General features: G+C 51.7%; 22 protein-coding genes. 17 read left to right on the forward strand and 5 right to left on the reverse strand.

The features are described 5' to 3' along the window. Positions 1–29: 29 nt before the first annotated feature. Both OEL90_RS09345 and OEL90_RS09350 read right to left on the reverse strand, forming a co-directional pair. Entirely contained in the window at positions 30–2,099 is a 2,070-nt protein-coding gene (locus OEL90_RS09345) for an ABC transporter ATP-binding protein (protein ID WP_300688144.1), read from the reverse strand. Continuing rightward, on the reverse strand, positions 2,096–4,150 hold the full coding sequence (locus tag OEL90_RS09350) for an ABC transporter ATP-binding protein (protein WP_300688147.1): 2,055 nt from the start codon (positions 4,148–4,150) through the stop codon (positions 2,096–2,098). Before OEL90_RS09350 ends, OEL90_RS09345 begins: the two co-directional genes overlap by 4 nt. A gap of 399 nt (positions 4,151–4,549) precedes the next feature. Here OEL90_RS09350 and OEL90_RS09355 point away from each other — a divergent pair, with 399 nt between their 5' ends. The 12 genes from OEL90_RS09355 to OEL90_RS09410 all read left to right on the forward strand — a co-directional run bounded on the left by OEL90_RS09355 (position 4,550) and on the right by OEL90_RS09410 (position 16,137). Then, complete coding sequence (locus OEL90_RS09355) at positions 4,550–4,735, forward strand: hypothetical protein (protein WP_291401462.1); 186 nt, start codon at positions 4,550–4,552, stop codon at positions 4,733–4,735. Between the two features lie 126 nt (positions 4,736–4,861). Further along, positions 4,862–5,203, forward strand: a complete 342-nt coding sequence (locus OEL90_RS09360; RefSeq protein ID WP_300688149.1) for a Fe-S cluster assembly protein HesB — start codon at positions 4,862–4,864, stop codon at positions 5,201–5,203. Between the two features lie 188 nt (positions 5,204–5,391). Continuing rightward, positions 5,392–7,347 (forward strand): fructose-1,6-bisphosphatase, encoded by a 1,956-nt coding sequence (locus OEL90_RS09365; RefSeq protein WP_300688152.1) that lies wholly within the window; start codon positions 5,392–5,394, stop codon positions 7,345–7,347. A gap of 364 nt (positions 7,348–7,711) precedes the next feature. Beyond that, positions 7,712–8,221 carry an acetyl-CoA carboxylase biotin carboxyl carrier protein gene (gene accB / locus OEL90_RS09370; protein ID WP_300688155.1) on the forward strand — a complete coding sequence of 170 codons (510 nt, stop codon included), beginning with the start codon at positions 7,712–7,714 and terminating at the stop codon, positions 8,219–8,221. Beyond that, positions 8,218–9,597 carry an acetyl-CoA carboxylase biotin carboxylase subunit gene (accC, locus tag OEL90_RS09375; protein ID WP_291401470.1) on the forward strand — a complete coding sequence of 460 codons (1,380 nt, stop codon included), beginning with the start codon at positions 8,218–8,220 and terminating at the stop codon, positions 9,595–9,597. The genes accB and accC overlap by 4 nt, the downstream gene beginning before the upstream one ends. 2 nt (positions 9,598–9,599) lie before the next feature. Then, positions 9,600–10,652 (forward strand): acetyl-CoA carboxylase, carboxyltransferase subunit beta, encoded by a 1,053-nt coding sequence (accD, locus tag OEL90_RS09380; RefSeq protein WP_300688159.1) that lies wholly within the window; start codon positions 9,600–9,602, stop codon positions 10,650–10,652. Continuing rightward, a complete protein-coding gene (locus OEL90_RS09385; protein WP_300688162.1) occupies positions 10,642–11,595 on the forward strand; it encodes an acetyl-CoA carboxylase carboxyltransferase subunit alpha in 954 nt (317 codons plus the stop codon). The genes accD and OEL90_RS09385 overlap by 11 nt, the downstream gene beginning before the upstream one ends. Positions 11,596–11,899: 304 nt before the next feature. Next, the gene (locus OEL90_RS09390) at positions 11,900–12,346 is read left to right on the forward strand and encodes a hypothetical protein (RefSeq protein WP_291401476.1); all 447 of its coding nucleotides are present in this window, start codon (positions 11,900–11,902) and stop codon (positions 12,344–12,346) included. 521 nt (positions 12,347–12,867) lie between these two features. Further along, the gene (locus OEL90_RS09395; RefSeq protein ID WP_300688165.1) at positions 12,868–14,547 is read left to right on the forward strand and encodes a hypothetical protein; all 1,680 of its coding nucleotides are present in this window, start codon (positions 12,868–12,870) and stop codon (positions 14,545–14,547) included. Between the two features lie 200 nt (positions 14,548–14,747). Further along, positions 14,748–14,930 carry a hypothetical protein gene (locus OEL90_RS09400; RefSeq protein WP_291401480.1) on the forward strand — a complete coding sequence of 61 codons (183 nt, stop codon included), beginning with the start codon at positions 14,748–14,750 and terminating at the stop codon, positions 14,928–14,930. A 38-nt stretch (positions 14,931–14,968) separates the two neighbouring features. After that, positions 14,969–15,469: a hypothetical protein gene (locus OEL90_RS09405; RefSeq protein WP_300688169.1), complete on the forward strand. Its 501-nt coding sequence runs from the start codon at positions 14,969–14,971 to the stop codon at positions 15,467–15,469. 92 nt (positions 15,470–15,561) lie between these two features. Continuing rightward, positions 15,562–16,137, forward strand: a complete 576-nt coding sequence (locus OEL90_RS09410; protein WP_291401484.1) for a hypothetical protein — start codon at positions 15,562–15,564, stop codon at positions 16,135–16,137. A gap of 288 nt (positions 16,138–16,425) precedes the next feature. On the opposite strand, the gene hcp is transcribed toward OEL90_RS09410, so the two are convergent. The 3 genes from hcp to OEL90_RS09425 form a co-directional block, all read right to left on the reverse strand. After that, on the reverse strand, positions 16,426–18,135 hold the full coding sequence (hcp, locus tag OEL90_RS09415) for a hydroxylamine reductase (RefSeq protein WP_291401486.1): 1,710 nt from the start codon (positions 18,133–18,135) through the stop codon (positions 16,426–16,428). Positions 18,136–18,455: 320 nt separating this feature from the next. Continuing rightward, on the reverse strand, positions 18,456–19,550 hold the full coding sequence (locus OEL90_RS09420) for a GerMN domain-containing protein (protein WP_291401488.1): 1,095 nt from the start codon (positions 19,548–19,550) through the stop codon (positions 18,456–18,458). 164 nt (positions 19,551–19,714) lie between these two features. Then, on the reverse strand, positions 19,715–20,260 hold the full coding sequence (locus OEL90_RS09425) for a hypothetical protein (protein ID WP_291401490.1): 546 nt from the start codon (positions 20,258–20,260) through the stop codon (positions 19,715–19,717). 451 nt (positions 20,261–20,711) lie between these two features. Here OEL90_RS09425 and OEL90_RS09430 point away from each other — a divergent pair, with 451 nt between their 5' ends. The 5 genes from OEL90_RS09430 (at position 20,712) to OEL90_RS09450 (ending at position 24,678) form a co-directional block, all read left to right on the forward strand. Then, positions 20,712–21,668 carry an SGNH/GDSL hydrolase family protein gene (locus OEL90_RS09430; protein WP_291401492.1) on the forward strand — a complete coding sequence of 319 codons (957 nt, stop codon included), beginning with the start codon at positions 20,712–20,714 and terminating at the stop codon, positions 21,666–21,668. Between the two features lie 501 nt (positions 21,669–22,169). Then, positions 22,170–22,391, forward strand: coding sequence for a sulfurtransferase TusA family protein (locus OEL90_RS09435; protein WP_291401495.1), 222 nt, complete (start codon positions 22,170–22,172; stop codon positions 22,389–22,391). 40 nt (positions 22,392–22,431) lie between these two features. After that, positions 22,432–22,851 carry a DsrE/DsrF/DrsH-like family protein gene (locus OEL90_RS09440; RefSeq protein WP_291401497.1) on the forward strand — a complete coding sequence of 140 codons (420 nt, stop codon included), beginning with the start codon at positions 22,432–22,434 and terminating at the stop codon, positions 22,849–22,851. An 11-nt stretch (positions 22,852–22,862) separates the two neighbouring features. Then, positions 22,863–24,038 (forward strand): cysteine desulfurase family protein, encoded by a 1,176-nt coding sequence (locus OEL90_RS09445; protein WP_300688177.1) that lies wholly within the window; start codon positions 22,863–22,865, stop codon positions 24,036–24,038. A gap of 1 nt (position 24,039) precedes the next feature. Further along, the gene (locus tag OEL90_RS09450) at positions 24,040–24,678 is read left to right on the forward strand and encodes an iron-sulfur cluster assembly scaffold protein (RefSeq protein WP_300688180.1); all 639 of its coding nucleotides are present in this window, start codon (positions 24,040–24,042) and stop codon (positions 24,676–24,678) included. Positions 24,679–25,161 lie beyond the last annotated feature (483 nt).

Here is a 25,161-nt window from a genome sequence, read left to right on the forward strand (position 1 = left end):
TCTGGTACAATTATATTACCGTCCCCAAATCATATCCCGTCCGCGTCCCCAACCCACTGCAGCCTGTAAAGATCATAATATAATCCGCCGCGGTTCAAGAGCTCTTCGTGGGTGCCGGTTTCGCGGATTTCACCATCGTGGAGGACCAGGATGCGGTCGGCGTGCTGGATGGTCGAGAGGCGGTGGGCAATGACAATAGTGGTGCGGCCATGGGTCAGCTTGCCTATGGCATCTTGGATCAGCTGCTCCGTCTCGGTGTCAATGCTGGAGGTGGCTTCATCCAGGATCAGAATCCCCGGATCATAGGCCAGTGCCCTGGCAAAGGAGAGAAGCTGACGCTGACCGGTGGATAATGTCGCACCCCGCTCGTAGACCCGCTCATGGTACTGTCCCGGCATACGGCTGATAAAGTGGTCCGCGTTGACACGTCGGGCCGCGGCCACCGCGGAAGCTTCAGAAATCGAAGGATCTCCCAGCGTAATGTTTTCCAGCACATCCCCCGAAAACAGGAACACATCCTGCAGCACCACACCAATGCGTCGGCGCAGGGAGGCCTTATCGTAATCCCTAAGGTCCACACCATCTACCAGAATGCGTCCGCTCCCCACATCATAAAGTCGGGACAGGAGGCTGATGATCGTCGTTTTGCCGGAGCCCGTAGCGCCCACAATGGCCAGGGTTTCGCCCGGCGCGACCTCAAAGGAGACATTTTTCAGCACCGGCTCATCGGCGTGATAGCTGAAGGAAACGTCATCGAAGACCACATGGCCCTTAAACGCCCCGTCTTCCAGCACCTTTTCACCATTTGGCAGGCTGGAGTTTTCCTCAAGCAGGAGGAAGATCCGCTCAGAAGAAGCCATGGCAGATTGTAATATATTGAACTTCTCACTCAGGTCAAAAATGGGCTTGAAAAACTGATCCGTATAGGAGACAAAGGCGATCAGCGTCCCCAGCTCAATCACCCCCTGGAGTACCCGTCCGCCGCTGTACCAGAGAAGCAGGGCCAAAGCCACCGTATACAGCAGGTTCATGCTGGGCCGGAAGATCCCAAAGACCCGCACCTCGGACATAGAGGCGTTCAGGTGGTCGCGGTTGATCTCCTCAAACTCGTTCATGAGCGCTTTTTCCTTGCGAAACTGCTGGATAATCCGGATCCCGCTGAGGTTCTCGCTCAAAGTCGCGTTGATGCGGGCGATCTTGACCTTGACGGCTCGGTGGGCCTCCCGGGCCTTCAGCCGGAACAGATAGGAGGCCAGGATCACCAGAGGCACTGTGGACAGGGAGATCAGCGCCAATTTCCAGTTCAGGGACAGCATGATGACCAGGGTTCCCAGCAGCAAGAGCAGGTCATTGATGAGATGAATCAGGACATCCGTATACATTTCGCTGATGTTTTTCATGTCGCTGGTCACCCGGGTCACCAGGCGGCCCACGGGATTGCGGTCATAAAAGGACAGGGACTGCCCCAGCAAGTGATCATAGAGATGCGCCCGCATGTCGTAGACCAGGCGCTGGCCTACGTGGTTCAGGATCAAAGTCTGCACGTAGCTGATGGCGAGGGCGCCAACCAAAAGTCCCATGAAAATCAGGGAGAGGCGGATGATGGCGGCTTTGTCGTGGGAGATGAATCCATCGGCAGCTGTTTCTGGGAGCAAGCGCCCGCCCCTCTGGTTAATGGCCGCTTCCGCCGCCCCCATCTCCGCAGGCGGGACGTAACCCGGCAGCAAATAATAGTCGCCCTCCAGCTTCAGGAGCTGGGCGGAAGCCGCGTTGTCATAAGTCTCCAACGCGCCGGCCTTCTCGAGAACATCCACCCGGGCGTAATAGCGCCCCTGGTACTCGGCAAAGGTCAGGCCCTCAACTGCCGGCTCAGCCTCCAGCACCTTCCACTCCCGGGCGTAGCCGGAGATGTGGTCGTCAATGACAATTTTGATCAGGTAAGGACGAATCAGGTCCACAGCGGTGACGAAGAGGAGCAGGATCCCGCTCAGGATCAGGAGCTTAATATATGGCTTGGTAAAACTGGCAAGGCGCTTAAAAATGGCCAGGTCGAAGGACTTCTCAATCTGCTGCTCCTCAAAATGCGTGTCGCGCTTCATTGGTCCTCCACCTCCTCGGAGTGACGCGTCTCAGCGCCGGTTAGTTGGATTGGACTCTGGTCGAGGGCCCCGGCATTGCCGCCAAGTTTGTCCTCCAGCTGCTGTCGGTCGTAGAGGTCCCGGTAGTAGCCGCTGAGGGCCAGCAGTTCAGTGTGGGTGCCGCTTTCCATGATTTCGCCGTCCGTCAGGACGTAAATGCGGTCGCAGTCCTTGACGGTGGAAATGCGGTGGGAGACGATCAGTACGGTTTTATCGGCGAGGGCGTCATTCAAGTGGCGCAGGATGGCTTCCTCGGTTTTGGTGTCGACGGCAGACAGGGCGTCGTCCAGGATCAGGATGTCCGCGTCCCGGTAGAGCGCCCGCGCAATGGACACCCGCTGCTTCTGCCCGCCGCTGAGGTTCACGCCCCGCTCGCCCAGCAGGGTGCCGTAGCCGTCCGGGAAGCTGAGGATCTCGTCGTGGACGCAGGCGGCCTGGGCGGCGCTTTCAATGGTCATAGACCGCTCAAGGACAGAAATTTGGCCGATGGTCTCGGATTCAAGACCCTGAGAGGGGGTGGCTTCGGTGGCCATCGGCAGAGTGCCCTGGACACTGGCGGCCTCAATTGACGGGCCGTGGTAAAAGCGGATGTTGTCTTCAATGGATTTGGAAAAGAGGAAGTTGTCCTGGGGCACCACGGCGAAGCGGTCTTTGATGGCGCCGGCGGTCAGCTGGTTGAGGTCGCAGCCGTCCAGGAAGACCTGGCCGTTGTCCGGGGCCCAGGTTTTTGTGATCAGCTGGAGCAGGGTGGTCTTGCCGGCGCCGGTGCGGCCGATCAGCGCGATCTTTTCGCCCTTTTGGATGCTGAACCGGATGTCCTTCAGCGCTGGGCGGGTCTGGCCGGGGTAGGTGAAGGTGAGGCCCCGCAGCTCGATTAAAGGCGCAGTACCAAAGGCGGTTTGGCCGATGGTCATTTGTCCCAAATCATTCTTGAAGCTGAGGTTATGACTGCCGGCGTGGTCGGCAGTACAGGTGCTGGTGAATCGGTCATAACCGGAAGGAGTCGAGGTGGCGGATCCGGGCTCCAAAGTGCCGTAACTGAAGGACGGCTTCATGTCGAAGACGTCGTTCAGCCTCGAGAGGGAGGCGGAGCCCCGCTGCATGACGTTGACGACCCAGCCCAGGGCCATCATGGGCCAGCTCAGCATACCCACGTAGGAAATGAAGGCCACGAAGGCGCCCACGCTGATGCGGCCGTCAATGACCGCCCGGCCGCCGAAGAGCAGGGTCAGCACCAGACTGACGGAACCAATGGTCCGGACCAGCGGAAACAGTCCGCCCCAGAGTTTCACAAGCTTCATGTTCTCTTTGTAGTTCAGGTCGTTGGAGGCTTTGAACCGCTCTTTTTGGAAGGGTTCCCGGGTGTAGGTCTTCACAATGCGGATGCCGGAAAAAGCCTCCTGGGTCAGATCCGTCATGTCCGAGAAGGCTTCCTGGACGCGTTTGAAGCGCTTGCGCATCAAGCGGCCGCCGTAGAGAACCAGGGTGGCGATAATGGGCATAGGCAGCAGGGCGATCAGGGTCAGCTGCAGGTCGGCGGTGATCAGCATGAAGATCAGGGTCATGAGGGTGATGAAGATGGCATCCACCAGCATGACGGTACCGATGCCCATGGCATGGCTGACCGCCACCACGTCGTTGGTGGCCAGGGCCATGATGTCGCCGACCTTATTGACGTTGAAGTAGTCCGTCCTCAAGGTCTGGACGTGGGCATACAGACGGTTGCGAAGCCAATACTCCGCTTCTCTGGAGGTGCCTATGATCAGGATGCGCCAAAAGTACCGCCCAGTCGCCACCAGGACAGCGATGCCCACGATCAGGGCAATGGTGTTCAGAATATCACCGCTGCTGGCGGTCTTTTCCGCGAGCTGATCCGCCAAACTGCCAATGAGCCGAGGTGTAATCAGCTGAAGAAGGTCGATAACGATGAGGATGAGGACACCCCCGGCGAGGTGCCAGCGCTTCCTTTTCAGGAAGGGTTTCAGGTGTTTCAGGAGTGGGGCTGAAGGCATGGGGAAATGACCCCCCTTTCGGTTAGGTTTGTTATTATCATTCTAGCATAAGCGTTTGCGCTGTGGAGTGGGGAGGGGGGGTCAAAAACCATCGGCAAAAAAATCATTAAAAAAAGATAAAATTCAACTGAAAACTGTTTTCATTTCACTGGATGTGTTGTATAATGACTTTGGTGATAGACAAATCTAATGCATTCCGTTATGATCATAGAAAAGTATTATTGGAAGAACGACATCACGGTCGGCATTCGAACATGAAATGGAGGATTTAGCATGAAAATTCAAACGAACCAGGCGACGATCGACGAGATCAAAAAAGTCCTGGATTCTCAGCAAGGCGCTCCAAGCAACGTGCGCATTTTCGTCGCAGGCTATGGCTGAGGCGGCCCGTCACTCGGTTTGGCTCTGGATGAGCTGAAGGATACGGACGTTGTGGACAATAGCAACGCAGTAAGTTTTGTAATGGAATCTGAGCTTTATGAATCATTTGGCGACATTAAAGTCGAGTTCGTAGGCAACGGCTACCACGTCGCGCCTGCTGAGCAAAATGAGTCTGATTGCGGCAGCTGCAGCGGTTGCCACTAAGAATTAAGGCGTAAGATTTAAAGGTAAACTGTCTGAAGGTCTCTTACGAGCCCTTCGGACAGTTTTTTCTTTTAATTATAGTCCAATAATTTGATGAAGGCTAGAAGGTAGAATAGGAGGCGCCACATGTTAAGAGTAGAAACCAATCCGGAAACCCTCGCGGAGATTGCCAAAGTCGTTGAGGCGCAGGAAGGACCCCGGAATATCAGGATCTATGCGGAGCGTAACGGCTGCAGCGGACAGTCCCTGGGCCTGGCGCTGGATGAGGTCAAAGAGACGGATTTTAAACACAAGCTGGGTGAGGTCAACTTTGTCATAGATAAAGAGCTTTTCCGTGATCTGGGCGATATCAAGATTGAATTTGTCAGTAACGGTTATCTCGTCGAGCCGGTAGTACCCGTCGAAAAGGCGAAAAAAGCCGGTTCGGGCTGCGGTGGCGGCTGCGGCGGCTGTGGCTGTGGGCACTAATAGATTTCAGTGTGGAAGCGGGGATCAGAAGCCGGATGGTTTTTGATGCCCTTTTTTCTGATTTTGGGGAAAGGTGAAACTCGGTGTCTGCGGCTGTGCCTATTGACCCCCGGTTTCATGTTTTTGGGGATGGGGACCATCGGCAGGGTATTTATAACTGGTGATTGTATTAATTTGGAGGTGTCTTCATGCCCTATGATTTGGACTATCTAAAGCTGCTGTCCAAGCAATACCCGTCGGTGGATGCGGTCAGCACGGAAATCGTGAATTTGAGCGCCATTGTGCTGCTGCCCAAGGGGACGGAGCACTTTTTGGCGGACATCCACGGGGAGCACGAGGCCTTTGATCACGTCATGCGCAACGCGTCGGGGGTGGTCAAGCGGAAGATAGATGATGTTTTTGGGCAGACTCTGTCCGAAGCGGAGAAGAAATCCCTGGCGACGCTGGTGTACTACCCCCGGGAGAAGCTTGAGCTGGAGCGGGGTGCGCGGCAGGCTGAGGCTATGGCGGCGTGGCACGAAGCCATGATGCTGCAGCTGGTGCGGCTCTGCCGGCAGGCGGCGTATAAATACACGCGGTCCAAGGTGAGAAAGGCGATTCCGGCGGAGTTTCAATACATCATTGAGGAGCTCCTCCACGAAAATGAGCACGATACCATGAAGCATGGCTATTACCATGGGATCCTGGACAGCCTGACGGCCATTGGGCGGGCGGAGGATTTCATTGTGGCGATCGCGGAGCTGATCCGGAAGCTGGTGGTGGATCACCTTCATATTATAGGTGACATCTATGACCGGGGCAAAGGGGCGCATCTGATCATGGATACCCTGAGGCGCCATCACTCGGTGGACATCCAGTGGGGAAACCACGATGTGCTGTGGATTGGGGCGGCCTGCGGGTCGGACGTCTGCATGGCGGACGCGATCCGGGTGTCGCTGCGCTACGCGAACCTGGAAACGCTGCAGGAGGGCTATGGCCTCAACCTGTCGCCCCTGGTGAGGCTGGCGCTGGACAAGTACGCCGGCGGCTACGCGCCAACCTTTCAGGTTCGAAGCAAGGAGGAGAGCCTTGGGGAGACGGACCTGGCGCTGCTGTCCAGAATGCAGAAGGCCATTGCCGTCATCCAGATGAAGCTGGAGGGGCAGCTGGCGCTGCGGCGTCCTGAGCTGGGGCTGGACCACAGGCGGCTTCTTGAGAAAATTGATTTGGCGGCGGGGACAGTCGAGATCGACGGCGTGGGCTACCCGCTCCTGGATATGGATTTTCCGACTTTGGATCCCCTGAAGCCCTACGAGCTTTCTGCCGAAGAACTGGATGTGGTGGAGAAGCTAAGGCTGTCCTTCAAACATGCTACGGATCTGCAGAAGCACATCCGGTTTCTGGTGGACAAGGGCGGCATGTACAAGGTGTTCAACGGGAATCTGCTCTATCATGGCGGGATTCCGCTGACCTCGACCGGAGAGTTTGAGACCTTCGAGCTCTGTGGGCAGTCCTTAAAGGGCAAAGCCCTGCTGGATGGCTTCGATGACTGCGTCCGCCGGGCCTACTACGCCCAGGATCCGGACGAGAAGTCCCAAGCCCTGGACGTGGTCTGGTATTTGTGGTGCGGTGAAAAATCACCGCTGTTTGGAAAAAGCAAGATGGCGACTTTTGAGCGCTATTTTATTGAAGCCAAGGAGACCCACAAGGAAGTGAAGAATCACTATTATGCTTTCCGTGAGGCGGAGGACGTCTGCGTCCGCATTCTGAGTGAATTCGGGCTGAACGCGGAGACCAGCCACATCATCAACGGTCACGTTCCTGTGAAGGTGGTCAAGGGGGAGATGCCCATCAAGGCCGGCGGCAAGCTGATCACCATTGATGGGGGACTTTCCAAGGCCTACCAGAAGGTTACTGGGATCGCCGGCTACACGCTGATCTTCAATTCCCAGGGGATGCACCTCGTGTCCCATGAGCCCTTTGAGTCTAAGGACCGGGCGATCCGGGAGGATCTGGACATTTTGCCGACCAGCGTGTTCATTGAGAAGAATCAGGCGCGGATGCTGGTGGGGGACACGGACAATGGGGCGGTCCTCAAGAGGGATATTGAGGCGCTGAAAGCTTTGCTGCAGGCTTACCGGGATGGGTTGATCCGGGAGCGGTAAGCGCTGGTCACGGTTAGGTGTCGCTGTAAAAAATATGGCCGATGGTTATTTGAATGTCAGATTTGACTTCAAACGACCATCGGCCAAAGCTTTTTTTGAAAGATTGTTGATAAGAGTGCCTGGACTGAATTGTGTCTGAATTGTAGTGAGTGTCTGTCCCCGAAGTTGAGTGAGTGCCAGTCACCAACTTCAATTGGGTGCCAGAGCTGTTCTTTTTTTGCCGATGGTCGTTAATCTCAATCCCCTAACACATGGAACTGGGTTTTTCCGCCAGGCGGCATTGCATACAAATATGCATTGTAATCGGGGGTAGTTCATGCTATATTGGTTGATAACAACATCTGTTATTAGTAGGAGGTACTAAATGGAAATTCGTGAGATTGAAATATTGCTTCAAGCCTTTAACGCGACTGATTTGACCAGAATGGCCTATTCCAAAGATGGCATCAGCCTTGTGCTCGAACGGCAGTCTGAGCAGCTGGTTGCTGTCGAGAGACCTATTAACCTCCACCCGCAGTTGACGCCACAGGCTGCAGCTGTCAATGAAATCATGCCAGTAGCCGCAGTTACACCGGCTGCTGCTTTCCAAGCTTCTGCGCCTGCGCCTACACCTGTCCCAGTCTCATCACCCGCAGACCTGATCAAGGCGCCGCTGGTGGGTGTCTTCTACGCCGCGCCGGCACCGGACGCAGCACCGTTTGTCACAATTGGACAAGTCGTGAAAAAAGGCCAAACCCTCTGCATAGTCGAAGCCATGAAGGTCATGAACGAGATCCAGGCGGAGTGGGATGGCGTCGTTGAGCAGATCCTGGCCAAGCCGGAAGACATTGTCGAGTACGGCCAGCCGCTCTTCAGCATCAGGAGGAACGGATGATCAAGAAAATCTTAATCGCGAATCGCGGTGAAATCGCGGTGCGGGTCATTCGCGCCTGCCGGGAGCTGGGAATTCAGTCGGTGGCGGCGTATTCTGAGGCGGATCGCGAGTCCCTCCCGGTCCTGCTGGCAGATGAGGACTTCTGCATAGGTCCCGCCAGTGCGAGGCTCAGCTACTTAAACATCAATGCCTTGATCCAGGCCGCCAAGGCCACTGGTGCTGACGCCATTCACCCGGGCTACGGCTTCCTCTCAGAAAACGCTGATTTTGCCGATGGCTGCCGCGCCGCCGGCCTCATCTTCATAGGCCCCGAAGCGCAGCACATCCGAATGATGGGTGACAAGGCGAAAGCCAGAGAAGTCATGCAAAAGGCCGGCGTCCCTGTCGTACCAGGCACCGAGGGCGCGGTGGACGATCTTGAAACCTTACGTGCCGAAGCAGAGAGAATTGGCTACCCCCTGATGGTCAAAGCGGCTAGCGGCGGCGGCGGCAGAGGCATGCGGGTGGTCGATTCACCGGAAATGCTTGAAAACGCCTGGCAGACCGCCAGATCCGAAGCCAAAGCGGCTTTTGGAGATGACAGGGTTTATCTCGAGCGAAGAATTGTGAAGCCTCGCCATGTGGAGGTCCAGATCATGGCGGATACCCACGGCAATGTTCTCACGCTGGGTGAGCGGGACTGCAGCCTTCAAAGGCGCAATCAGAAAGTCATTGAGGAATCTCCTTGTCCGGCACTGACCGAAGCGCAGCGCCAAGGCCTCTACAAGGCTGCTGCGGACGCCGCGAGGGCCGTCCAGTACATAGGTGCCGGCACTATTGAATTTTTATTAGATAGTACGGGTGAGTTTTACTTCATGGAAATGAACACCCGGATCCAGGTAGAGCACCCAGTGACGGAAATGGTCACCGGCATAGACCTGATTCAGACCCAGATCCGAGTGGCCGGGGGAGAGATGTTGAGCCTGAGACAAGAAGATGTACGCATTCAAGGGCACGCTGTGGAGTGCCGCATCAACGCAGAGGATCCGGCTATGCAGTTCCGCCCTGCGGCGGGAACCGTGGAAGCCCTGCATCTGGCGGGCGGCTTTGGAGTGCGCAACGACTTCTTCATCTACCAGGATTACAAAGTGCCCCACTGCTATGATTCCATGCTGGGCAAGATCATTGTCTGGGGTGAAACTCGGGCAGAGGCGCTGAACCGCATGAAGCGGGTTTTAGATGAAACCATCATTTCTGGACTTAAGACCAATTTGGAATTTCAAAAAAGTCTCATTGAGCTGGAGGACTTCCAGTCAGGAGATTTTCATACCGGCACTCTGGAGGCCAGTTTGGATGACCTCATCCTCACCATGAACCAGAAATTGAAAGGAGCTTAACTATGAAGCTCGATTTTCTCAAAAGAAAGAAGTGGGTCAGACTGGAGCTGTCCAATCAGGACGTCAAAGAGGCTGCAGCGTTAAGAGAAGCGGCGGGTCTGAAGCAGAGTCTGTCGACGCCGGCGGTTAAGCCTGAAGTCAACTCCGGTGAAGTAAAAACAGCTCAAAACGTGACGGCTGCACCAAAGGCTCCAGGCCCCGATGAAGCCGCATGCCCGGGCTGCGGCGCGATCCACTCAAAACAGCGCTGGGAGCGCAGTTTCAAGGTCTGCGACCAGTGCGGCAAGCACGGCAGAATCAACAGTAAAGAACGCGTCGCTCATCTTGTGGATCAAGGCACCTTCAGTCCCATAGCCAAAGAGGTCACCTCGATAGATCCCCTTGCTTTTCCCGGTTACAAGGAAAAGCTGGATAAAGCCATGATACAGTCGGAAGCTGGGGATGCCGTCCTGACGGTCACTGGTCGTATCAATGGTATTCCGGCGGCGCTTTTCATCATGGAGCCCGACTTCATGATGGGCAGCCTTGGCAGTGCTGCTGGGGAGCGGATTACGCGCCTCATTGAGACCGCCATAGAGAACCGTCTGCCTGTCATAGGCTTTTGTGCCTCCGGCGGTGCCCGCATGCAGGAGGGGATTCTTTCCCTGATGCAGATGGCTAAGACGTCGGCGGCGCTTGGGAGACTATCGGCAGAGGGTCTTCCTTATATTGCGGTCCTCACGGACCCGACCACCGGCGGCGTGACGGCCAGCTACGCCATGCTGGGGGACGTGATCCTGGCAGAGCCGGGCGCGCTCATAGGCTTCGCGGGCCAGCGCGTGATCGAGCAAACTATCCGCCAAAGCCTGCCCGATGGTTTCCAAAGAGCAGAATTTCTGGTGGAAAAGGGCTTCGTCGACCGAATCGTTCACCGTGCGGAGATGAAGGCGGTCCTCGCGAAGCTCCTGAGGCTGCACGGATTCGCGCCGGCGTTGGCAGAAGCCGCGGCTACAGTTTCAGCCACAACTACAGACACAGCCGTAAACCTTCAGGGAGGTGAAGCCCATGTCTCATAAGCTGGATTTCGAAAAGCCCATCTTTGAGCTGGAGGAGAAGATCCAGGGGCTGCGTCAATTTGCTGAGGATAACGACCTGGATCTCAGTGCGGAAGTCCGCAAGCTCGAAGACAAGGTGTCTGAGCTCAGGCGCGAGACCTTCAGCGGCCTGTCTGCCTGGGACTGTGTCCGCCTCGCCCGCCATCCGGGAAGGCCGACCACCCTGGACTTCATCGATGGCATCTTCGACGACTTCATGGAACTCAAAGGCGACCGGGCTTACAGCGATGATCCCGCCATGGTTGGCGGCCTTGCCCTACTGGACGGCGTGCCGGTCACGGTTTTGGGCCATCAGAAGGGCCGGGACACCCTGGAGAACATCCGCCGGAATTTCGGGATGCCTCATCCAGAGGGTTACCGCAAAGCCCTTCGACTCATGCAGCAGGCAGAGAAGTTTGGGCGGCCTGTGGTCACCTTCATAGATACCGCAGGCGCCTACTGCGGCCTGGGTGCCGAGGAACGGGGCCAGGGACATGCCATTGCAAGCAACCTGATCGCCATGGCGGGGCTCAAAGTCCCGGTCATCTCTGTGGTTATTGGGGAAGGCGGAAGCGGCGGCGCCCTTGGCATAGGTGTGGCTGACCGGGTCGCTATGCTGTCCAGCGCAGTTTACTCCGTGATCTCGCCGGAAGGCCTTTCCAGCATTTTGTGGAAGGACGCGACCAAGGCAAGCGAGGCTGCAGCCGTTATGAAAATGACCGCCAGGGACATTGAGGCCCTGGGCGTTATTGATGCCATTATAGAAGAGCCCCTCGGCGGAGCCCACCGTCATCAGGCTGAGACCGTTGAGGCGGCTGGGAAGTGGATTAAGCAAACCTTAGGTGAGTTGAGAGCGATGCCGCTGGAGACCCTCCTCGAAGCAAGGTATGACAAGTACCGGGGGATGGGGCAGTACGAGGGCTAGTAGAATAGGTCGTTTAAAGAATTTGTGTAAATTTATACTAAGGTCTGGTACAGAGATGAAGTTGGGGTCAGGTACAGAGATAAACTCTGTACCTGACCCTATATTTTATTTTTTGTTTCAAAACATTTCGATAATCTGTAACATTCACGCTGCTGTCATCGTTTTATTTATATGAAAGGAGAAGTTGGGAATGGAGGTGGACAATCTAGTGCCACGTAAACACTAAAACCAGACATCCTACTGGCTATCATTCCGAAACACCGCTCTTGCTTATGATATTTAAAATTACAAGGAGGGATTTAAAGTGAAGTTATCATCTCGGATTTTTGGAATTGTGCTTGTGATTGTGATACTCGGTTCGATGAGTGTTTTTGCGGCTACAGAATATTGGGGAAATTTTTCCGATTATTCAGCTGGTTTGTATTCTGCGAGCCCAAATGCACAATTTAAATCGCCTTCACGGTCAATTCAAATAAATGCTGCAGGTGAAACTTTTGGTTCATCTGCATATGCAGAAAGTTTAGAGGATGAACCTGATCTGGTGTTAGCGGAAGGCGTTGGCGGGATGGTTGGCTATGTTAAGAGCAGCGATCTAAATTCAGGCGCGGCCAAATCGCCAGAAGAAGCAGCCAAATCAACAATTGATAAAAACACTAGGTTTATACCTCTGTATGAATCGGATGGTAAAACGGTTATAGGTAGATTCAAAATCGCGCCTGATACAGAACGCATTATAACAATTGTGGATTAGGATTCAGAACAATTGTTTTGAAGTTAATTGCTATGACATCATGTTTCAGGTAAACCGTTAGAATGAGGGCGAATTGCTGTAGAAACGACCATCGGCATATAATCGAGGTATGAAAATGGTGTGCCGATGGTCATCTTTCCCACACAAACACTTAATTTTACAATGTGATATAATTGAGGAAGAATCTGTGTATTTAACATGGTAAGTTTCCTCAAGCGGCAACTCGACTCAGCAAAGGTTGGATTATGCTGTTGTTTGTGAGGATGGGTGACCACATGCAAAACGCTTTAAGGCTTTAAGCGCAAAACTCTGCCGATGGTCGCGCCTTCCACCCACCACCGCCAAAGCTGGCGGCATCTTTGAAGGAGGACATTATGAGTAACAAGACTTTAAGATGGATCATCATAGCGATTGCGGTCCTAATTCTATTATTTTTTCTATCTATGATTGCCGGGAATCCGTTTCTGTAAGAGAGAATTTAATCGATTTTCAAACTGAATATATTGTTTGGAGGGATTTGTTTGAACCCGCGCAGCGCGTTAAACCCTTTATTTCAGAATATGAAAAAAGGGATCGCAGCTTCGATACGCCAATTACTGCTTTTGATTCTACTGACAATGTCCATGATGATGACGCTCCCAACCTTCAGCGCCCAGGCTGGCAGCACAGTTCGTGTGTCCCTCCCAGCCTTCAAGGTCACGCTAAATGGAGAAGTCATGGACCCGGCCTTCAGTCAGTACCCTGTGATAGTCTATAAAGACATCACCTATTTTCCTATGACTTATACGGATTGCCGCTTCCTTGGGCTTGAAACCCGCTGGAAAGGTCAGAAAGATGGTCTTTTGATTGAAGCGACCGGCGTCACGGCGGCGTACAGGCCATACATAACGACTGTGAGAAACAGCAGGAGCCAAACGGCCGTGATCCCTGCCTATCCTATCCAGATCAATGGACAAAAAATTGACCAAACTAAGGAACCCTATCCTTTGCTTTCATTTCGCAACATCACCTATTTCCCTATCACCTGGAAATTTGGCGCAGAGGCCTTTGGATGGGACTACCGTTTTGATCTTCAGAATGGCTTGATGATCAAGTCCGGTAACCCTAAATTAAATCAAATCCAACTTTCCGACGACTGGACTGAAGCGGCAGAGGGCAGCCCGCAGAAGCCTATCGCGATCACCACTGAACATATTTATTATCAGGGAACGAAAGGACGGATCATGCAGGCGCCATTGGCAGCGCCGCTCCGCTCAAGGCAGGTTTATCAGCTGCCCATCTGGTCTTACGGTGACGGAACCACTTATGTACATGCGAGCCTGAAGGATAATAATGGCGACCCGCTGCTCTCCTATCACCAAGGCGGGGCGATTATGGGCTCTGACGTACTCGTCAGCTTAAAAGCAGATGGCACGACTGCCGTTTTGAATGACGGCTATTATTATTTAAAAGCCTTTGGGGACGACAGCGTCAGAACCTATACCGGTCCTGCCCCAAGCGGGGGCAATCTTGAGGTAAAAACATCAGCAACCGACTGGAAAAAAGTCGGAAGTCCAGACTACCTCTATGGCTGGGCGTGGCACGCGGACGGTGCAAGCAGTGGCGGCACAAGTTCTGACAGTGTCTATAAGTCAGGAGATCAACTCTACCTCTTAGCCTTCGATCTGACTAAGCCAGGCAGCACGACGGGCATTTACAGGGTGAATCTCCAGACGAATGACACAGCCCGGGTTGTTGACAGGGAAGTGCTCGGTTTCCAACTGGACGGTGAGGCCATCTATTACGAAAGTGGCGGCAGCGTCTATCTTTACGATTTGAAAGAGCGCAAAGAAACCCTGCTGAAATCTCCATTAACAACACCAAAGAGCATTCAATGGTTTACGGTCTTGAACGGATTCGTCTATTGGCAGGACGCACAGACACGAATGCTTTACGATCAGGCAGGAAAACCGATACAGGCTGGCGCGCCGCTGCTTGAGGCTCAGCTAAAAGGAGATCAAACTGCGTTCCTGGTGTGTACCTTTGAGGATCAGCCGGCCACAAAATACAAAAGCGTGATTCTCGACCGCCATGGCGACGTGGTGTTCAAAACGTCCGACCAGATGAGCTTGGAGAGTGTGCTGATTTCAGGGAATGCCCTCTACTTTTACAATATGACGACGGGCACCGTCTGTGTCGGGTCGCTGGCAGAGGCTTTTTAAAGGATACGGTGAGAGCGTTGTCTTCAGCGCCGTCTGATCGTTATTGAAAGGTGGTTGGTTTGGTGACCATCGGCAAAGCGCTTTAAAGCTTTAAGTGCAAGACTCCGCCGATGGTCGCGCCTTCCGCCCAACACCGCCCAATATGGCAGGATCTTTGTAGGCGGACGTTATGCGCAATAAAACATAAAAGGGGTGATGGCATGCTGAATTTTGACACTGCATTTATAGTTCAAATCATCAATACGATCTTATTGGTCGCAGTGCTCTATGTGGTCTATGCACTGCTTTTCAAATATCCAAAGCAGAGCAAAAAAGATTTGAAAGCATTGAAAAGCGCATCGAGGACATTGAGAAGAAGCTGTGATTGGGTGACTCGGGTTTAATGCTAATTTTGCTGGAGGGAAGCTGAATGAGGGGTGGCGTGTCATCACTTTGGGATCGAATTAGAAAACGAAGTTGGCTTGTGCTGCCGCTGGTCCTTTTTATTTTAATTCTGCCATCCAGACAAGTGATCAGGGAAGATTTTAAAATCTTTGATTACACGAGCGGCGCACATGAAGATAAGACCATGCCGTTAGAAATCACCTTGACCAAACACAACAGATTGCCGATAGTCTCAAGCAAACATAATGTTGTGCTGATAGCGGAGGGCAGAACGTATAGATATCTGGCGGATAATTTTAGTGGCAGAGACGCTGCCTATGTGTCACTTGGCATGAACTACTTTGAATTTGGCGTCTTGCTTCCGGATGAGGATTTTTCTGAATTTGTCGTTCTCTTTGACGAGGATCATCACTTTATAGAAAGTGACACGCTGAATTTCGTGGTTTATCCGCAGCGCAGTGAGTCAGAAGCAAGACTTCTATTGGAGAAGCTGCTGGAGTACAATGCTTACGATCCGGAGAAGCGGACTTTCTATTAAATTAACGATTCTTGGACGGAGTGATAGAAGCCGAGAATTAACAAATAATAAGGTAGTCAGATATTTAATCGCTCATGGAGGTGGGACGACTGGTGAAGACAAAAACGCAATCATTTTTGCTGTTCATCTTGATCTTCGTGCTTAGCGTTTTTGGCGTCAAAGCCATCCTAGAGGCTTCCATCGAAAAAACCATTATGTCCAAGGACCTGGATCATATCATGGAGCTGAAATCCTATTTCAAAGAAACGGACATTCTAGTGCCCAATTATCATTTCCAATCTGATAACCCGTATGACTATACGGCTGTTGAAGAGTATGCCCTTGAAAAGAGCAAGCAGGGTCCTGACTGGGATGGTTACAATATCATGATCACGCCTACAAAATTGTCGGAATCGGAATGTTTTCAAATTGTTGTTATGGCGTCGGGTGGGAAAAACCTGGATAATACTCCAGTTGAGTGGAGGGTGACAGATGTGAGTCAAGCTTTCAATGAAGGGGATCGCCGGCCAAGAGGAGACTATTTGGAAGTTGCTGCTGTCTTTCGGGAGGCGACGACGCTTTATGAGGTTGTAGGGTACGTCTTTGGAACCGCAGACGACGCGCGGGTTGAAAGGGTCAAGAATGAATTGAGCTACATTTTAAGTAGTTTGCAGCAGGTTGAAGACTGAACGAATTGAATAAATAAGGGCGATAATAGGTAAAGGGAACTGCTATTCCTAACTACCTCATAATTCCCTGCAAAAAATAAGGACAGCCTCTTCCCGCTAAGTTAGTGCAGGAAGAGGCTGTTTGTGTATAAACTGAAATTTGCTGTCTGATTGCGCTTAAAGCGTGGTGTAAATTTACACTAAGCTCTGGCACCAAATCAAGTTTGGTGTCAGTCACTCAATCAAGTTCGGTGTCAGTCACTCAACTAAGTTCGGTGTCAGACACTCAACTCAATTTTACGCAATAAACTAAGCACCCATAAACATCTTGATGTCTTCGTCTACGGTAGCAATACCGCCAATGCCGAAGGTCTCGACAAGGACTTTCGCCACGTTTGGAGAAAGGAACGCTGGAAGCGTTGGTCCAAGGTGGATGTTCTTGACACCCAAGTGGAGCAGGGCGAGGAGAACGATGACAGCCTTTTGCTCATACCAGGCAATGTTGTAGGCAATCGGAAGCTCGTTAATGTCGTTGAGCTCAAAGACTTCCTTGAGCTTCAGCGCGATGAGGGCCAAAGAGTAGGAGTCGTTGCACTGACCGGCATCGAGGACTCTAGGAATGCCGCCAATGTCGCCGAGCGGCAGCTTGTTGTAACGGTACTTCGCGCAGCCCGCAGTAAGGATGACCGTATCCTTTGGAAGCTTCTCCGCGAATTCTGAGTAGTAGTCGCGGCCCTTCATGCGGCCGTCGCAGCCTGCCATGACGAAGAACTTCTTGATCGCGCCGGACTTGACCGCGTCGACCACTTTGTCTGCCAGAGCAAAGACCTGCTCGTGAGCGAAGCCGCCAACAATGGTGCCAGTCTCGATCTCAGTCGGAGATGGAAGGGTTTTAGCCAAAGCGATGACAGCAGAGAAATCCTTCTTGCCATTCTTGTCAGCTTCAATGTGAGTACAGCCTGGGAAGCCGGAAGCGCCCGTCGTGAAGATTCTGTTCTTGACCGCGTCGCTCTTAGGCGGCACAATGCAGTTCGTGGTAAAGAGGATCGGGCCGTTGAAGCTCTGGAACTCTTCGAGTTGCTTCCACCAAGCGTTACCATAGTTGCCTGCGAAGTTGTCATATTTCTTGAACGCCGGGTAGTAGTGCGCCGGCAGCATTTCGCTGTGGGTGTAAACGTCCACGCCAGTGCCTTTAGTCTGCTCCAGGAGCTGCTCCAGGTCTGCCAGGTCGTGGCCGGAAATCAGGATTGCAGGGTTCTTTTTAACGCCAATGTTAACCTGGGTAATTTCAGGATTGCCATACTTGGAGGTGTTTGCGCCGTCCAGGAGAGCCATTGCTTTAACGCCGTATTCGCCGGTTTTGAGGGTCAGCGCTACAAGCTCGTCCGCGCCGAGGCCGTCGTTCAAAGTTGCTGCCAAAGCCTCGTAGACAAAAACATAGATCTCGTCACTCTCTTTGCCAAGGTTGAGAGCATGGTGCGCATAAGCAGCATAACCCTTGAGGCCGTAGATGATCAGCTCACGAAGGGAACGGACATCTTCGTTTTCAGTTGCAAGGACACCAACGCCAGACGCTTTCGCTAGCATATCCGCCTTGGAGCCAACGGTGAAGACTGCTGCGTCATGAAGGCTGGAAACCGGAATCCCTTTGGACGGCGTCTCTTGTGCAAGGCCGAGGAGCTTCTTGAAGAACCCGACTACGACTGGAGGGCCAGCGACGACCATAGCTCTAAGGTTGTCTCTGAGGGTAATCATCTTGTTGATCTCTTTAACAAACGCCGCGTCATCAAAATTGGCGTTGGTGATGGTCATGAACAAGCTCTTCAGAACTTCATGGTTGACTTCGCCGAGGTCCTTCGCGTCGAGGCCACCCTTAACAACAATATCAGAAACTCCTTTGACCGTGTAGATGAGAAGGTCCTGTAGGTTCGCGGTCTCCGGCTGCTTGCCGCAGATGCCGACAACGTTACAGCCTGTACCCTTTGAAGCTTCCTGGCATTGATAACAAAACATTGACATAATATACCCCTTTCGGTGTGTGCGCTTTCAAGCGCTTAGTTTTTGTATTTGAAACTCATGGGCTTATTGTGTCATGTTTTGAGGGGAAAGGATGTAACTCAGGTTACGGAGGAGAAAATTCTTTGATAAGTTTTCGTCAAATTTAAGACAAGCGCAAAAAAACTTCTGCCGATGGTCTCCCGTCCACAAAATTGCGGAAAAGTGACCATCGGCAGAAGTATTGGGAGGAAGGACGTGTCTGGGGTTGTGCCTATTGACCCTAACTTCCAAAATTATGATGGAAGATGGTGTCTGACACCTTTTTCCCTGGCGCCAACGCCCTACTCCAGCGGCTCATCCAGCAGCACGTGCCCCAGTGTCTCGCCAATTCGGCCCTCTACCAGGATCTGCACCTTGTCAATACCGTCAAACTGCTTGAGGGTCTGGACTATGGAGCCAAGGGTCATCAGCTCGCCAGCGCTGCCGCCGGGATGGTTGTCCAGGAATTCCTGGGAAAAATCGACGGTGCAAATGCCGCTGTCTATGGTGATGCCCAGCAGCTGTGTGCCCTCAGGGATAGTCGGATAAAGGTCCGGACTCTGAGGTCCCCAGATCAGCTCCTGAACTGCGGCTTTGGCGACGGCGCCGTCGGCGACCAGGACGGTGCGGGGTTCGGGCAGGACACCATCGGCATCAGGGGTTGCGAAATAAAGATCCATAGTGACTTGTTCCAGCATGCCGCCCATGAACAGGAAGTAGGAGGCCGGGAAGTCGCCGCCGGTCAGCTCGAGAAGCTTCTCGACGGAGATGACGCCCGCGCCCTCGCGAATCACGCGGACTTCGTAATAGTCCGAAGCTGCGTCGATATAGCGAACGGTGTACTGCATAGCGCCGTCCACCATTTCAGCGGCTTCAATGGTGCTGTTCAAGGTGACCTCGTCCCCGGTTTCCGGATCAACCACGTCTTCCGTCCAAGTGGTGCCCACTTCAAATGGCATCTTGATCAGCGTCAGCTGGTCGAATTTCGAGTCCAGCATCATCTCTTCGGTCTTCTCCTGGACGAGCGAGTTGCCGCTAAGAATGTACTTCAGGGTCAGCGCCACATCCAGGTTGCCTTCGCCCCCGGACATATCTGCCATTTCGCCTGAGATCTCATAGACGCTGCTGTCCTCGGATTCGATAATTGCATCCAGGGTCATGGTGTGCCCGTATTCCGCGAAGCCGTTGTAAATCCAGGTGTAGCCTATGTCTGCAGGCAGCAGCGCGGACAAGGAGTCTTTCTCGAAGACCACTTCGACGGGCGGCTCTTCAGGCGGGGTCACGGGCGGCTCTGGCGGCTTGGCACAGCCAGCCAAGGCGAAGATGAAGAGGAGAAGTGCGGCCGCAAGTAGGGTGCCGGTTTTCAAGCCTTTAAAAACAAATCTATTGGACGTCATGGTGAACGCTCCCTTCGAGGTATGGTAAACATAAGTAATGGCAACAACAGATTAGACGAATGCATTCTGCCGATGGTTCCTATAATGCACCACCACCAGCGCGGAAAAAACATCAGCCTCCAACTGACACTGCTGTCCGACAGAGGCTGATCGAAAATTAATCTTTATACATCCCCAGGCTTCATCTGGTCGTCAGAGCCCTTGCGGATGACTTTGTATTCCCCGGTCTCGGTGTTAAGGTCATAAATACTGAAATTGGTGTCGATGTCAAAGCCTTCAAAGTGCTCCGCTATATTTATGGACGCCGATCCCTCCTCGCCGCTGACGATTCTGTGGAAGACATAGGGTGGCCAGACCAGCAGCGCGCCGCCCTCATAAACGAGTTCACCGTTTTTATAAACGGCATGAGGTGTTACCGTGAAGCTTTCGATTTTCCCGTGGGCCGGCGTAAAAATTTCAACGTGCCGCGTGCCGCTGAGAACTATCAGATTGTCTCCCTGACATGGGTGCATATACCATGGCCGCGCCACGTCCCCGACCGGTCCGGGAGAAACAGCGGCTTTTTCGTGAAGAACTCGGTCAATCGACCCGATTTTCGAGTCAATGATGTCCAGCGGAAACAGGTCAAACACCACACCGGGGGTCTGCCTCAGGAGATTGAGTTTATAAATGCTGTATAATCCAGGAACTTTCTCGATTAAAGTGCTCATGTGTAGGCCTCCTTTGATTCGTGAGTAAGTAAGGATTTAAATCCTTTGAGACCATTCATACCCACAAGTGGCGCGGTGCAGGCAAGAATTTTTAAAAATCTCCTAGTGCATTTCTGCCGATGGTCACCCAACGCCCCCCTCTCACCTGTTTAAAAATATGCATTTTGGGGAATAATTAACATGTGGAAACTCGGTGGAAACTTGGTGTCAGACACCAAGTTTCACCCCCTTTGGAAGAAAGAAACTCGGTGTCAGACACCAAGTTTCACCCCCTTTGGAAGAAAGAAACTCGGTGTCAGACACCAAGTTTCACCCCCTTTGGAAGAAAGAAACTCGGTGTCAGACACCAAGTTTCATCCTTTAATGTGAATCACAAGAGAGGCAGAGGATGCATATGAATCATGGGTTGACAATTTGGCGTTTATAGATAAATTGGAGGTGGAAATTAATCATGAAAAAGAGATTACTTACCGTTCTGATGATCTTGATGTTGGTATTCACTATGATGCCGATGCAGGCATTTGCAGAGAAGCCGGAAGCTGAAGCGGGGCTCAAGTATTTGAATATTGGGGATTCGATAGCTTTTGGACTCAGTGCGGATCCTGGAATGAGTTATTTTGACCTTTATGCAGACTATCTTGATGGAGAAAGACTAGGGTTAGATGAGGCTTGGCTAGGTGGAGCAGTCAATCTTGGGATGCCTGGGTTGGATAGTATGGAATTGTTAAAAGCACTCAAAGGCGAGTTTGATTTGTCTGATCCGCAGCATTACGCACTTCAATTGCAACTTATTACGCTAATTCCGCAAGCGGATCTCATTACCATCAGTATTGGCGGAAACAATTTGTTAACGCCTGTAATTGGAACGGTTTTTCAATTGTATGGACTTAGTCCAACATCTTCTATGGAGACTTTAATTGGTGCGATTGCTACTGCTGGTAAAGATGGATTATATGGTTGGGATGCAAGACTATTTGCATTCACCACATCAGCTTTGAGCTCTGATCCCGCAACATTAGGCTGGATGCTCGAAGACAGAACCGCTCAATTTTTAGAAGATTGGCCAGCTATACTGGATCGGATTGAATTACTCAATCCAGACACCCAAATCATCGCCATGACGCTGTACAATCCAATAGAAAAAGCAGACAATGAAGCACTCTTTAACCGATATGAAGCTTTGGTTCGTCCAATGAACATGGCCATGAGAATGACTCAAAATAGAGCTTCGCTGGCCAATGTCGCCAACGCTTTCAGAAAAGAGCCGGATGCAGTGGCATTCAGGCTTACTTGGATGGATGCTGGTATGATGATGCCGCCGGTTCTGATTGATCCTCATCCAACAACCTTAGGTCACGAACTGATCTTCGAAGAGCTCATGAAAGGCAGAGATCCAAGATCCTTCTAATAACAATGTAATCAAACAACTTGCCCATTTCGCGAAACACCATCCTTTAGCCCATGCTCGTTTCCCGAGCGTGGGCTTTTTACTTCGAGCCCTCCCGTACCTGGCACCAAGATTGAAATTGATGAAGTTGTTTTTGCTATAACTGTGTGATTGCAGACTTTTCAACTTTATTTAATGTTGTCGTTCCGAAAAACGTGCCAGGTACGGAAAAAAGAAGTTGCCCGCAAATTTAGCATAAATTTGTGGGTGACTTCTTTTCCGTGTCCCTAAAACGACCCAATTTAAGGAAGGCGGTGCCTGACACCGCCTTCCAACCTGGTCCTTTCCACCGCCAGCATGCCATTTCAAATTTATTTAAACCATACTAATTTATATGAATATAATTGGGTATAAATTAATGAATAGTAAGTCGACAAAAGCACGCTTGAAGTGGATCAAACTTTACTTAATTTATACAGCCATATTTGTTCAACCATCCATACCGAAAGGAGGGTTTGGTCGATGTCAGAAATTAAGGTGGACGTCAGAGGTGAAACGTGTCCGATTCCATTGGTAGAAATGCGCAAAGCCCTCAGAAAAGCAAGCGACGGGGATATCATTGAAATTATGGGAACCCATCCGGCTTCTCTGAAAGAAATCCCAATGGCGGCCAACGCCTTGAAAGTAAAAATCATCAGCGAAGAGCAGCAGGGCGAGGTTTGGACCATCAAACTGCAGAAATAAGAAGTGAATTCAGCCGATGTACTGAAAAGGGGATGTCACTATGGCTGAAAAAGCGACCATTATTGTTCACAGCGGAGATCTGGATAAAATGTACAGCGCCTTGATTGTCGCGAACGGGGCGTTATCAATGGGCATGGAAGTCTCCCTGTACTTTACCTTCTGGGGACTCTTGCGACTGAAAAAAGGCGGCCTAAGCAAAGGGCCGCTGTCAAAACTGAATCTCTTTGGACTTGGAAGGGCTATGATCAAAAACAGGATGCATAAAGCCAATGTCGCTTCATTAGAGCGTCTAATGGCAGACTTTAAAGAGCTTGGCGGCAAAGTCATTGCCTGTGAAATGACTATGGAAATTATGGGCGTGAAAAAAAGCGACTTGAATGAAGATCTGATTGACCTCTATGGCGCTGTGGGGACCTATATTCAGGAAGCCAGAGACTCCGCCATTACGTTATTAATCTAAGGGTGAAAACTATGACTCAAAAAATAATCTATATGGATAACGCGGCGGCGACGAGACTGGATGAAGCCGTGTTTGAGGCTATGAAACCCTGCTATTTTGAGAATTATGCGGTGGCGACATCTGAATTTGGCTATTCACAGGGTCTGGAGGCCAGAGAGACTTTGGCGGAAGCCAGAGCCAGCATCGCCAGTGCTTTGGGCGCGGCCCCTGAGGAATTTATCTTTACGTCTGGCAACACAGAGTCCAGTAATCTGGCGCTGAAAGGTGTTGCCAAGGCATTAGGAAATAAGAAAGGCAAGCACCTCATTGTCTCTAAAATTGAGGATTTTCCTGTCCTTCAAAGTGCAAGATCCCTCGAAAAACAAGGCTTTGAGGTGGATTACCTGGAGGTGGACGACCTTGGCTTTGTGAAGCTTGACCAGCTGGAGGCGCTTTTGAGACCGGATACCATCTTGGTGTCGGTTCAGCATGCCAATCATGAGATTGGGACGGTGCAGGATCTTGAGACCATCGGCAGACTTTGCAGTGAAAAAAATGTGCTGTTTCACACAGATGCCACCCATACCTTTACCAGACTGCCGCTGGATGTCCGGCGCATCAAGGTGGATCTGATCACGGTCTCCGCCCACACCATTCACGGTCCGAAGGGCATTGGCGGGCTTTACGTGCGGCGGGGGACATCTCTAGAAAAAATTGCCGATGGTGGTTTTCAGGAATTCGACCTGAGGGCGGGCATTGAAAATATTCCCGGCGCCGTGGGGTTTGCCAAAGCGGTGTCGCTGGTGACGGAGGAAGAAAATGCGCGCCTCAAGGTTATGCGCGACAGGCTCATTGAACAGGTCATCACCAAAATCCCATTAGTGACGCTGAACGGAGATCCGGAGAAGAGAATCCCCCAAAATGCCAATCTCTCCTTTCACCATGTGGAAGGCGAATCCATCACCCTGCACCTGGACATGTACGGGATTGCGGTGAGTACAGGTTCCGCCTGCTTCAGCAGATCGCTTGAGGCCAGCCATGTGATGATGGCCATAGGCGGGGACCACGAGCGTGCCCACGGGTCCATTCGCTTTACCTTTAGCAGGTATAATACTATGGAAGAAATTGACCTGGTGGTGGAGACTTTGGCAAATATTGTTGAGAATCTGAGAAGAATCAGTCCATTAGGCAAACAGGGAGGCGTGTAAAATGGCTTTTCCTTATAATGATACAGTTTTGGAACATTTTAAAAATCCGCGCAATGTCGGGAGAATTGAGGATGCTGACGGAAAAGCGTCTGAAGGCAGCCCGGCATGCGGAGACATGGTCTCGGTGACTATCAAGGTAGACGATGAGACTAAAAAAATCACGGACATCAAGTTTGAATCCTATGGCTGCGCCTCCAACATTGCGACGGGCTCAATTATTACGGAAATGGCCAAGGGCAAAACTTTGGAGGAAGCGAAGCACATCAACTGGCAAGAGGCGTCATCAGCCTTGGGCGGCCTTCCGTCCATCAAAGCCCACTGCTCGGTACTGGCGGTGGAATGCCTGCGGAGCGCTATTTTGAATTACGAAGAAAAGCATGGCTTGGTCGTCAATCTGGAACCGACAACGGAGGAAATAGTACGAAAAAAACTGAGAAGAGTCATGAACCCTATGAAGGGTCTGGACATGGTGGCTACAAACCTGGTCAAGGAAATTGAAATCAGTGAAGGCGTGGTACGCGTGGTAGTGGATCTGCCTGAAGACCACCAATTCGCGGCGACGATAAAGGAAGAAGCCAAAGAAAGACTGGAGAATTTGTGGGACGTGAAACAGGTGATTATTGAGTTTGCGACGGCGTAGCATGTTATTTCGACGTGAAAAGGTCATGATCAGCTTTTGTTTTTGCTGGTCATGACCATTTTAGATGTTTAACTATAGAATGCTTTCGCAATGTAATTAGAAAAATTTGTTTCTCACCCTAAAATTTCTCAGCGCAGTTCCGAAAATATGGATTAAGAGGTCATTTTTATGGATCCCAATGTTGGCGGTCAACGAAAGGATCGGTTCAGAGTAAGGCCAATGCAGAGATAGCAATTAATTGCTCCGGTGTTTAAGCAGTCAAACTTGAAATTGGTTGAAGTACTCCAAAATCATCATTTTGACGAGAAAGAATTCAACCATTTAAACATCGGAGTAATAACTCAATCAAACTTTTTAGGCGCCTCGCTAAATCGAGTGGGTAAGGCCACTTTTGATTTCCAGATTTAGTCGGCCTCCTAACAAGTAAATCATGGTGGTAAACGTTTTTACGTTTCTATACCCACGAGCTCTGTTACGAGCTGA

The organism is Acidaminobacter sp. (genome assembly GCF_030247605.1).
Taxonomy (GTDB): domain Bacteria; phylum Bacillota; class Clostridia; order Peptostreptococcales; family Acidaminobacteraceae; genus Acidaminobacter.